At 59.2% G+C, this 11,151-nt stretch carries 9 protein-coding genes; 5 read left to right on the top strand and 4 right to left on the bottom strand.

The features are described 5' to 3' along the window. The 3 genes from ppdK to NTW95_10705 form a co-directional block, all read right to left on the bottom strand. The coding region (ppdK, locus tag NTW95_10715; protein MCX6557885.1) for a pyruvate, phosphate dikinase at positions 1-2,532 on the bottom strand (2,532 nt) is incomplete at its 3' end. Between the two features lie 10 nt (positions 2,533-2,542). Next, positions 2,543-3,325, bottom strand: coding sequence for a HAMP domain-containing sensor histidine kinase (locus NTW95_10710; GenBank protein ID MCX6557884.1), 783 nt, complete (start codon positions 3,323-3,325; stop codon positions 2,543-2,545). A 204-nt stretch (positions 3,326-3,529) separates the two neighbouring features. Further along, positions 3,530-4,282: a hypothetical protein gene (locus tag NTW95_10705; GenBank protein MCX6557883.1), complete on the bottom strand. Its 753-nt coding sequence runs from the start codon at positions 4,280-4,282 to the stop codon at positions 3,530-3,532. 128 nt (positions 4,283-4,410) lie between these two features. Here NTW95_10705 and NTW95_10700 point away from each other — a divergent pair, with 128 nt between their 5' ends. From NTW95_10700 to NTW95_10680, 5 genes are all read left to right on the top strand, one after another. Next, positions 4,411-6,546, top strand: coding sequence for a S9 family peptidase (locus NTW95_10700; GenBank protein MCX6557882.1), 2,136 nt, complete (start codon positions 4,411-4,413; stop codon positions 6,544-6,546). Positions 6,547-6,620: 74 nt separating this feature from the next. After that, complete coding sequence (gene tdh / locus NTW95_10695; GenBank protein ID MCX6557881.1) at positions 6,621-7,658, top strand: L-threonine 3-dehydrogenase; 1,038 nt, start codon at positions 6,621-6,623, stop codon at positions 7,656-7,658. Beyond that, positions 7,633-8,568, top strand: coding sequence for a glycosyltransferase family 2 protein (locus NTW95_10690; GenBank protein ID MCX6557880.1), 936 nt, complete (start codon positions 7,633-7,635; stop codon positions 8,566-8,568). Before tdh ends, NTW95_10690 begins: the two co-directional genes overlap by 26 nt. A 14-nt stretch (positions 8,569-8,582) precedes the next feature. Further along, positions 8,583-9,890 (top strand): NAD-dependent succinate-semialdehyde dehydrogenase, encoded by a 1,308-nt coding sequence (locus NTW95_10685; protein ID MCX6557879.1) that lies wholly within the window; start codon positions 8,583-8,585, stop codon positions 9,888-9,890. 128 nt (positions 9,891-10,018) lie between these two features. After that, complete coding sequence (locus tag NTW95_10680; protein MCX6557878.1) at positions 10,019-10,816, top strand: DUF4412 domain-containing protein; 798 nt, start codon at positions 10,019-10,021, stop codon at positions 10,814-10,816. Positions 10,817-10,944: 128 nt separating this feature from the next. Here the strand turns inward: NTW95_10680 and NTW95_10675 are convergent. Further along, on the bottom strand, positions 10,945-11,151 hold a 207-nt coding region (locus tag NTW95_10675; protein ID MCX6557877.1), incomplete at its 5' end, for a phosphate acyltransferase.

Here is an 11,151-nt window from a genome sequence, read left to right as displayed (position 1 = left end):
TTCGGGCTTGGTTTTCCGGCCTTTTTCGATGGCCATTTTGACCAGCATGCCCACGCCGGCCTGGTCGAGCGACTGGAAGGGGTCGTCACTGAAGATGCCGGCTTTCTTCTCGTCGACATACTCCGGCAGGAACTTGCCGGCATCGTAGCGGGAAATGCCCATGGTCATCTGGGTCAGGTCATTGGTGCCGAACGAGAAAAACTCGGCTACTTCGGCAATCTGGTCGGCCAGCAGTGCTGCCCGTGGTACTTCGATCATTGTTCCGACCAGGTATTTCAACTTCGCGGCCTTGCTTTTAATGATTTTATCGGCGACCTGGCGGGTGCGGACCTCCAGGATCTGCAGCTCCTTTTTGTCGATGGTCAGCGGAATCATGATCTCGGGATAGACCTTGATCCCGGCGGCGGCGCATTCGCAGGCGGCTTCGATGATGGCCCGCACCTGCATGTCAAGGATCTCGGGGTAGGTAATGGCCAGGCGGCAGCCGCGGTGACCGAGCATGGGGTTGGCTTCATGCAGCTGCTCGACGCGGTAGCGGATCTTTTCATAGTCGACCCCGATATCGGCGGCCAGCTGCCTCTGTTTTTCTTCGGTATGGGGGACAAATTCGTGGAGCGGCGGGTCGATCAGGCGGATGGTCACCGGCAAGCCGGCCATGGCCTTGAAAATCCCCTTGAAATCCTCTTTCTGGAAGGGGAGCAGCTTGTTCAACGCCGCGACGCGGCCGTCCAGGGTGTCGGCGACAATCATTTCCTGGATGGCCAGGCGGCGCTCCTGGGTGTCGAAGAACATGTGCTCGGTGCGGCATAACCCGATGCCTTCGGCCCCGAGCTCAACGGCCTTGCGGGCGTCGTAGGGGGTGTCGGCGTTGGTGCGCACCTTGATGGCGCGGATCTGGTCCACCCAGCCCATGAGGGTCTTGAAGGAAGCGGGGGGCTCGGGCTTGATCAGGCGCAAGGCGCCGCGGTAGACATGACCGGTCGAACCGTTGAGGGTGATCTCCTCGCCCTTTTTGACCACGATGCCGTCGACCGACAATTCCTCCTTTTCGTAGTTGATGTTCAGTTTTTCGCAGCCGACGATGCAGCACTTGCCCCAGCCGCGGGCCACCACGGCCGCATGCGAGGTCTTGCCGCCGGTTGCGGTCAAGATGCCCTGGGCGGCGTGCATGCCGCCGATGTCCTCGGGGCTGGTTTCCTTTCTGACCAGGATGACCTTTTCACCGTTGGCGGCCGCAAGCTCGGCGTCCTTGGCGTTGAAAACCACCTTGCCGCTGGCGGCGCCGGGGACGGCGTCGATGCCGGACACCAGGAAATTCCTTTTCATGGCCTCCTTCTGTTCCGGGTCGATGATCGGGTAAAATATCCCTTCGATATCCTTGTCCTTGATGCGCAGCAGCGCCTCTTCCTTGGCGATCAACTTTTCGTTGACCATGTCGACGGCGATCTGGAAGGCGGCCGCCGGGGACCGTTTTCCGGTGCGGCATTGCAGCATGTAGAGACGCCCTTCTTCCACGGTGAACTCCAGATCCTGCATATCCTTGAAATGGGACTCGAGTGTGCGGCGCACGTCAACCAGCTGCTGGTAGGACTTGGAGTCGGCCTTCTCGAATTCGGCCAGCCGGATCGGCGTGCGGATGCCGGCCACGACGTCCTCGCCCTGGGCATTGACCAGGTAGTCTCCGTAAAACACGTTTTCTCCGCTGTTGGGATCGCGGGTGAAGCAGACGCCGGTGCCGCTCTTGCTCCCCATGTTGCCGAACACCATCTGCTGGACGTTGACGGCCGTGCCGACGACGCCCTTGATTTTTTCGACGCGGCGGTAGGTTACCGCTTTCTCGGCCATCCAGGAGCCGAAAACGGCGTCCACCGACCCCCACAGCTGCTCCTTCGGGTCCTGGGGAAAATCGCAGCCGATGTTTTTCTTGTAGATGTCTTTGAAGATGCCGACCAGTTCCGCCAGCTCGTTCTCGTCGACGTCGGTGTCGTTCACCCGGACCGAAGCGTCCAGGTTCAGCCTTTTGCGGCTGCGTTGGTTCTTCAGGGTGTCGAAGGCCTGGTTGAATTCCTCGCGGTCGATTCCCTTGGCGGTCGAACCGTACATCATGATGAAGCGGCGGTAGGCGTCGAGGGCGAAGCGGCGGTTGCCGGTTTTTTTGGCCAGGCCGGCGACCGATCGGTCGTTCAAGCCGAGGTTGAGGATGGTTTCCATCATGCCCGGCATGGAGAGGGGAGCGCCCGAGCGCACCGAAACCAGCAGGGGATCGTCGGCGTCGCCGAATTTTTTATCGACGGTTTTTTCCAGTCTTTTCATGTTCTCGTCGACTTCCTTTTCCAAGCCCGACGGGTAGTGGCGGTTATTTTTATAAAACAGGTCGCAGACTTCGGTGGAGATGGTGAATCCCGCCGGGACGGGAAGTCCGATACTGGCCATTTCAGCCAGCCCCGAACCCTTGCCGCCCAGGAGGTTTTTCATCTCCTTGCTGCCTTCGCTCAATTCCTTGGAAAAAAAATAGACGAACTTTTTCTTCATGGTGCCTCCTTTATGATGAAGAGCGTGGATATATGCCGGCGCTCTTGCTTTGCTTGCGCGAATGGTTCGCCCCCAGAGGAAAACGGATCTCGAACTCGCTGAATTCACCCGGCTGCGAACTGACCCGGCATAAGGCGGCGTGGTTGGCTATGATCTTTTCGCAGAGGGTCAGTCCCAGCCCGGCTTTTTCCGGAAAGTGCGTGTAGAAAGGCGCCCAGATGCTGTCCAGTTCCTCGGCGCCCATGCCGATGCCGTTGTCGCGCACGGTCAGTCGCACGCTTCCTTCCGCCAGAAACGCGGACAGGCGAATCTCTTTTGCCGGCGCCGTTTTCGCATGCAGCGCCTGGACGGCGTTGGCCGTAAGGTTGAGCAGCAGCAAACGAATCTGGCCGGCGTGGAGCGGTATTTCAGGGATACTCGGGTCGAGGGCGAGGAGAATTTTTATTTTGCCGGGCGCGGCCATCTGCCGCAGCTGCGGCTCCAGGCCTTTCAGGATGCGGTTGATGTTTTCGGGCCGCCGGACCGCCGGCTGCACTTTCACGTAATCCTTGAGGACATTGATCAAGGCGGTCAGCTCGCCGGCGCAGCTCTCGATTTTGCCTAAACGTTCCAGGCAGAAATCATCGGCGACCTTGGCTTTGAGTATCTGGCTGTAGCCGAGAACCGGCGTCAGCTTGTTTTTCAGCTTGTGGAAGATGACGGGGAGGATCTCCTGGAAAACATCGTTCAGGCAGGCTTGGTCTTCGGAAAATGCGGTCGGCTTGCCAGCGGAATCCGATTCAGTTTTTTTCATGAATTTCCCGGTGTGTGAGGATCAATTATATGTCATTTCAGGTCGGATTTCAACAGGGCGCAAGAAAGTGTTTGTGATAGTGTAGTCACACTTTGGTTTCAGCAAGTTGGGAAGTGGCTGAAACCATTTCGTGTGACTATACCAACACTAGATAGGTTTCATTGCCCTTCAGGCACCACGAAACCTATAGTGTTGGTATTAGTGTTAGTAACGGGCAATAGTTCGGACTGAAGAAAATCTAATTGTTTTTCCTAACACTATCACTAACACTAACACTGGTTTTTTGTGCTGTTTCAGGTCGCTCCCGAGCGGAAACCCGGTCCAGAAAGCCCCGAAAGCGTATTTTTGAACCAGCGGACCGAGGAGCAACCCGCCGATGCAGACCGTGGCCAGGGTCCATGGCACCATTCGCTGCCAGCGGCCCCCTCCACGGGGACCTTGAGGACCGTCGCGGCGCATGGCCTCCAACCCGGTGCGGAAAGCCAGCAGCAGGCCGCCGAACATGAAGAGAATGTGCACGATGAGCAGGACGGCCGGGACCTTGCCCTTGAAACGCGCCAGCGTGGGCCGGTCGTTGTTCAGCCGGAAGTGTTGACCGGCAACGGATACCTCCACGTGGTAGATCACTTTTCCGGCCGGCGGCTGGCTGGGTATGACGGCGTGAAAAACCCCCGCTTTTTTCTCTAGCGGTACCTTGGTCCAATCTTCGCCGCCGGGCAGGGGATAACGGCGGTAGTGGAGCCAGGCCTCACCGATGCCGCCGCTGGTCGTGATCATGACCGGCAACGGTTGCCCGGAGGTCCAGCTGCGGTAGAACTTATAGCTGACTTCGGCTCCGGCTAGAATTTCTTTCCCCTTGGTCGGGTAGGTCGGCCCGCTGACGCGCTGGTACACGGATACTACGGCGGTCAGCAACAGGGCCAGCAGCCAAAGCCAAAGCGATTTTCTCCTCGTCATGCCTTGCCTCTCGGTTCATTATAAGCATGCGCATGAAAAATGCAAATGATGCCCATTGCCTGCCTATTGTTTATGGAAATTTCATTCTGCTATAATCGTTGGAAGCGGCAATTCATCGAGGAGTGAGCATGAACAAAAAAAGAAATGTTTTCAGGTTTGGGTTGGTGGGGGTGGCGCTGGCCTTTCTCATGCTTCCGGCTGTATCCTGGGGCCAGGACCTGCCGCAGCCGCCGCTGGCCGAAAGGATTGTAAAGGAATTGACCATCCATGGCCACACGCGCATCGATCCGTATTACTGGCTGAACGAGCGCGCCAACCCCAAGGTGATCGATTACCTGAAGGCGGAGAACGCCTACACCGACGCCGTGATGAAACCTACCCTGGCGCTGCAGGAGAAACTCTATCAGGAGCTGGCCGGCCGCAAGAAGCAGGATGACATGTCGGTGCCCTATGGCGATAACGGCTATTTCTATTATACGCGCTATGTGGCCGGCAAGAACTACCCCCTGTACTGCCGCAAAAAAGGTTCCCTGCAGGGCAGCGAAGAGGTCATGCTGGACGGCAATCGCATGGCCGAGGGCAAAGCCTACTTCGCCATCGCCGACGCCGAAGTCAGCCCCGACAACACCCTCCTGGCCTACAGCGTCGACTATGTCTCGCGGCGCCAGTACCGGATCCAATTCAAGAACTTGAATAGCGGCAAGGTCTACGAGGAAAGCATTCCGATGACCGACGGCCAGATCGTCTGGGCCAACGACAGCAAGACCGTTTTCTACCCGGTCATCGATCCGGAAACCCTCCGTTCCTGCAGGATCCGCCGCCATGTCCTCGGCACGGCGACCGCGACAGATGTGGAAGTATACAACGAGACGGACGAAACGTTCAGTGCCTACTTGGGCAAGAGCCGATCGCGCCAGTACATTTTCATCACCTCGCAGAGCACGCTGACCAGCGAGTACCGTTACCTGGACGCCGGCCAGCCCCGGGGCGGGTTTAAGGTATTCCAGCCGCGCCTGCGCGGGCTCCTCTATGAGGTCGACCACCTGGGCGATCGCTTCTATATCCGCACCAACGACGGGGCGCGCAACTTCAAGCTGATGGAGGCGGCAGCCGGGAACACGGCCAGGGAAAGCTGGCGCGAGCTGATCCCGCACCGCGACGACGTGCTGCTCGAGGATGTCGCCCTTTTCAATGGCTACCTGGTGCTGGGTGAACGCCGGGCTGGACTGCCGCAGATCCGCGTCATCCCCTGGGGCCAGTCTGACGGCTACTACCTCGATTTTCCCGAGCCGACCTATATGGTCGCCATCCGGCCCGTCCCCGAACCCGGCACCGACCTGCTGCGCTTTTCCTATCAATCGCCGGTCACTCCCGACTCGACCTATGATTTCAACATGAAGACGAAGGAACGGCTGCTGCTCAAACAGAACGAAGTCCTGGGCGGCTACACGCCTGGGAACTACCGGACCGAGCGGCTCATGGCACCGGGGCACGACGGCACCCTGGTTCCCATTTCGCTGGTTTACAAGCTGGGCATGGAACGCGACGGCGAGAATCCGTTGCTCCTCGAGGGCTATGGTTCCTACGGCTATTCCAGCGATCCCTATTTCAACTCGAACGTGCTGAGCCTGCTCAACCGCGGCTTCATCTATGCCATCGCCCATATCCGCGGCGGGCAGGAAATGGGACGCAGCTGGTACGAGGACGGCAAGCTGTTCAAGAAGATCAACACCTTCACCGATTTCATTTCCTGCGCCGAGTACCTGGTGCGCCACCGCTACACGTCACCGGCCAAACTCTGCGCCGAGGGCGCCAGCGCCGGCGGCCTGCTCATGGGCGCCGTGGTCAACCTGCAGCCCGACCTGTTCCACGCCGTCATTGCCGGCGTTCCCTTTGTCGATGTGGTCACCACCATGCTCGACAGCAGCATCCCGCTGACCACGGCCGAGTACGACGAATGGGGCGATCCCAACCGGCCCGAGTGCTACGAATACATGCTCTCCTATTCGCCCTACGACAACGTCCGCGCCAAGGCCTACCCGGCGCTGCTGGTGACCACCGGCCTGCACGACTCCCAGGTGCAGTATTTCGAGCCGGCCAAGTGGGTGGCCAAGCTGCGCGTCACCAAGACCGACCGCAATCCGCTCATTCTCAAGACCAACATGGATGCCGGCCATGGCGGCGCCTCGGGGCGCTTCCGGCGGCTGCGCGAGGTCGCCTTCCAGTATGCCTTCCTGCTCGAGCAGCTGGGGATCAGGGAGTAAGCGGGGCACTTGAATTCGGGCGCTAAAAATTATATGATGGGGTTTCCTCGGCATTAAAAAGAAGGAGACCCATCATGACTGGAAAAATGAAGGCACTGAGAAAAATGCGGCCCGGGCCCGGACTGGAACTGCATGAGGTGCCCATTCCTGCCGTCAAGGCCAACGACGTGCTGATCCAGGTCCACAAGCGGGCGATCTGCGGCACCGATCTCCATATCTACAAATGGGACGAGTGGTCGCAGAACCGGCTGAAGCCGCCCCTGACCACCGGCCACGAATTTTACGGCGCCATCGTCGAGACCGGTCTCGACGTCCGCCACTACCGGGTCGGAGAATTGGTGACGGCCGAGATGCACGTGGTCTGCAACCAGTGTTTCCAGTGCCGCACCGGCAACGCCCACCTGTGCGAGAATGTGGTCATCCTCGGCGTGGACGGCGACGGCTGTTTTGCCGACTACCTGGCCGTCCCAGAAGCGAACCTCTGGCGGGTGCCCAAGGGGATCGACCCGGAGTTCGCGGCCATCTACGATCCGTTCGGGAATGCCGTGCACACGGTCATGGCCGGCGCCACGGTGGGAAAGTCATTCCTGATTCTCGGCGGCGGCCCGATCGGCATTGCCGCCATTCCGGTCTGCAAGGCCGCCGGCGCCTCCCAGGTGCTGGTCAGCGAGGTCATGCCCTTCCGCCGCGAACTGGCCGTCAAGATGGGGGCCGACCGGGTGATCGACCCCAGCAGCGAAAACCCGGCCGAGGTCGTCGCCGCCCTGACCAATGGACAGGGGGTGGACGTCGTGCTGGAAATGTCGGGCCACCCGGCGGCCATCGCTCAGGGCTTCCGTTCCATCCGCAAGAACGGACGCTTTTCATTGCTCGGCATTCCCGCCCAGCCGATCACCATGGACCTGGCCAAGGATATCATTTTCCCGGGCGTGACCGTCCAGGGCATCAACGGCCGGCGCATGTTCGAAACTTGGTACCAGATGGACGCCCTGCTGGTTTCCGGCCGGGTCGATCTGAAGCCGCTGATCACCCATCGCTTCAAGATGGAGGATTTCAAGGCCGCTTTCGAAGTGGGGCTTTCGGGCAATGCCGGAAAGATCATCCTCGAGTGACCCGGCGTTGGCGGCGCTGAAATGTTCAATCGTCATCGTCAGCTTCAACCAGATCGAAGTGCTGAAGGCCGCCATGGACGCCCTCAAGGCCAGCCCGCCGCCGTTTGCCCACGAGATCATCGTGGTGGACAACCATTCCGCCGGCGACGTGCAGGAATTCCTCAACGACTATTTTCACGACATCCGCGTGATCCGCAGCCCGGCCAACCACGGCTTCGGCTGGGCCAACAACCGCGGCGCCGCCGCGGCCCGGGGCGAGTACCTGCTTTTTTTGAACAGCGACGCCGAAGTGATCGGTCCCGCCGTCGCCGCCATGGTCAATGTGCTCGAACATGACCGGCGCATCGGCGTGCTCGGCCCGCTGCTCGTCAATTCCGACGGCTCCTTTCAGCTTTCCTACGGTGCGACGATTTCCCTGCCGGCCGAGTTCTACCAAAAATGCCTGGCCCCGCTGGTCGAACGACTGCGCTACGCCCGGCACCGCGGCAAGCCTTTCTTGAAAGCCACTTCCTGGGTCAGCGGCGCCTGCCTGCTGACGCGCAGGGAATTGTTCACCGCCCACTCCCCATTCGATGAAAACATGTTCCTTTACTTCGAAGACCACGACCTGTGCCTGCGGGTGCGCGCCATGGGCAAGCGTGTCGTCTATTTCACCGGCGCCGCGGTAAAGCACCTTCGCGGCCGCAGCGTGGCCGATGCGCCGGCCGTCTGGCTCGAGTACCGCAAAAGCCAGCTGTACATGTATCGAAAATACGGGCGTGACTTCTCCTTGCGGCTGTTGAAAAAATACCTCGCCTGGAAATTCGGCCGCAAGCTCCGCCGTCTCGCCAATCGCTCCGACCCGCGCGCTCAGGAGGAAAAACGCGCCTGCTTGCAAATCCTTCTCCTGTGCGCAAAAGGCAATTCTTGAAACAGGAGACCATCATGTCGATGCAATCGATCAATCCGGCCAGCGGCGAAAAGGGCAGAACCTATGAAACGCAATCGTGGACACAGGTTGAGGCCGAGCTGGAAAACTCCCACCGAACCTTTTCCAGTTGGCGGCAAAGCGGCTTCGCCCAGCGCCGTGGCTTGTTGCAGCAGGCGGCGCGGATCTTGGAAAAGGAGAAGGGGGAACTGGCGAGGCTGATGAGCCTCGAGATGGGCAAGCCCGTTCTCCAGGCCAGGGCGGAAATTGAAAAATGCGCTGCCGTCTGCGGTCATTACGCCGAAAACGCTGAAAAAATGCTCAGCCCCGAGGCCGTCATTTCTGGAAGCGAGACGGGCTATGTCCGTTTCGATCCGCTGGGGACGATCCTGGCTATCATGCCCTGGAATTTTCCCTTCTGGCAGGTCTTCCGCTTCGCCGCCCCGGCGCTGATGGCCGGAAACGTTTGCCTGCTCAAGCATTCCTCAAACGTCCCCGGCTGCGCTCAAGCCATCGGGAAAATTTTCAGGCAAGCCGGATTCCCCGAGCATGTTTTTACCACGCTGCTCATCGGCCCCGACCTGGTGGAGCCTTTGATCGACCATCGTTGGCTCGATGCCGTTACCATGTCCGGCAGCGAGGCGGCCGGGCGCCGGGTGGCGGAACTGGCCGGGCGGCACTTGAAAAAGATGGTCCTGGAGCTCGGCGGCAGCGATCCCTTCATCGTCCTGGCCGACGCCCCGCTGGAGAAATGCCTGGCCACGGCCGTCAACGCCCGCATGATCAACACCGGCCAGAGCTGCATCGCCGCCAAGCGCTTTATCGTCGAAGCGCCGATCTTGGACGAGGGCAACGACGTCGGGCCGCTGGCCCGGGCCGACCTGGTGGATGAACTTGAACGCCAGGTGCGCGGATCGGTCGACCGTGGCGCCCGCATTCTGGTCGGCGGCAAGCGGCTGGGGGACCGGCCCGGTTATTACTTTCAGCCCACCGTGCTGGGCGACGTCGCCCCGGGCATGCCGGCCTATGACGAGGAGCTGTTCGGACCGGTAGCCGCCCTGATCGGCGCCGCCGATGCGGCTGAAGCCCTGCGCATTGCCAATGACACTCCCTTCGGCCTCGGGGCCAGCATCTGGACCCAGGACCGGGCGGTCGGCGAGAGAATGGCGGCAACGATCGAAGCGGGCATGGTTTTCATCAACGGCATGGTCCGCTCCGACCCGCGCCTGCCCTTCGGCGGCATCAAGAACTCGGGCTACGGCCGCGAGCTTTCCGCTTACGGCATCAAGGAGTTCGTGAACATTAAAACTGTGGTGATCGGTTAAATTAATGATTTCATTTGGGTTTCAGGTAGGGGCACGGCGCGCCGTGCCTCTACGATTCGAGATAAAAAGTCTTTTCAAAACGGCAAAAAAACTGTATAGTATTACAGGAAACCAAAGGAGGGATTCATATGAAAAGAATATTCATTGTAATTTTACTTGTTGTTTTTGCCATGACCGTTTTCGCCGGCGTCGAATGGCGGACCAAGACGGTGATCGAAGCCCAAGCCAAGGGGCAGAGCAACACGATCGTCATGCAGGTGTGCGCCAGCGGCGGCAACGTCAAGCAGATATTCGAGAGCGTGGCCGATGAGAACGACATGTTCCAGAATGGTTCCTACTGGCTGTTCAAGGCCGAGGATAACACTCTCTACCTGGTGAATCCGGCTGAAAAGACATACTCGCAGCTGCCGTTGAACGCCATTTTCCAGATGACCGGCGTAGTAGGCAAGCTGATCAAGATCAAGATCAAGAACCCCGTGGTCAACAATGAAAAACTCGGGCCGGCAATGGTTTTGGGTTATCCCTGCCTGCATAGCAAGCAGCTCATGGAATACGACATGGAAGTCAAGGTCGTCTTCATCAAGAGCAAGAGCCATGAAAAGATCGAAAAGGAAGTATGGTCGACCGCCAAGTTCAAGGGCATGGCCGAGATGGGCGAAGCATTCCGTTTCCGCGATTTCAAGACCGGCATGGAAGACCTGGACAAAATGATTGAAGAACAGATAAAGGCCGATGCCGAACTGGGCTTTCCCCTGAAGATGATCACCGTGAACACGTCCATCGACAAGAAGGGCAATGCCAAGGTAACGAGCCGCCAGACCATGGAAGTGCTCTCGGTCGGCAGCAAAAGTTTCCCCGCCGGCTTCTTCGAAATACCGGCGGGTTACGAGGAAAAACATATGGGATTCAAGGGCGACGAAGAATAGAACTTGGTGTACGGTTTACGGTAAACGGTGTACGGCAAGAAAGCCTAGAAATTACAGGTATCTACAATTTTTGAAATTGCCTTTTTCTTACCGTCAACCGTCCACCGTCTGCCGTCAACCAATTTCCTTTATACCAGCGCGGCCGCCAGCACGATCGAATAATACTTCGAATCGTCATCGTCGGCGCGCGACGTCAGGATGGCCGGGAAAGAGGCCCCGGTGACCACGGCGGCGAGCATGCCCTTGGCCAGTATGGTGGTCGCCTTGTAGAAAATGTTGCCCGCCTCGATGTTGGGCATGATCAGGATGTCGGCATAGCCTTCCACCGGCGATTT

Source organism: Candidatus Aminicenantes bacterium, assembly GCA_026393795.1.
Lineage (GTDB): Bacteria > Acidobacteriota > Aminicenantia > UBA2199 > UBA2199 > UBA2199.
The sequence above is the reverse complement of the archived record's forward strand: the minus strand, read 5'-3'. Positions and strand labels throughout refer to the sequence as shown.

Excerpts from the sequence above, each read along its gene's own strand:
- NTW95_10710 (MCX6557884.1), bottom strand. The coding sequence starts at position 3,325 with ATGAAAAAAACTGAATCGGATTCCGCTGGCAAGCCGACCGCATTTTCC.
- NTW95_10705 (MCX6557883.1), bottom strand. The coding sequence starts at position 4,282 with ATGACGAGGAGAAAATCGCTTTGGCTTTGGCTGCTGGCCCTGTTGCTG.
- NTW95_10700 (MCX6557882.1), top strand. The coding sequence starts at position 4,411 with ATGAACAAAAAAAGAAATGTTTTCAGGTTTGGGTTGGTGGGGGTGGCG.
- tdh (MCX6557881.1), top strand. The coding sequence starts at position 6,621 with ATGACTGGAAAAATGAAGGCACTGAGAAAAATGCGGCCCGGGCCCGGA.
- NTW95_10690 (MCX6557880.1), top strand. The coding sequence starts at position 7,633 with ATGCCGGAAAGATCATCCTCGAGTGACCCGGCGTTGGCGGCGCTGAAA.
- NTW95_10685 (MCX6557879.1), top strand. The coding sequence starts at position 8,583 with ATGTCGATGCAATCGATCAATCCGGCCAGCGGCGAAAAGGGCAGAACC.
- NTW95_10680 (MCX6557878.1), top strand. The coding sequence starts at position 10,019 with ATGAAAAGAATATTCATTGTAATTTTACTTGTTGTTTTTGCCATGACC.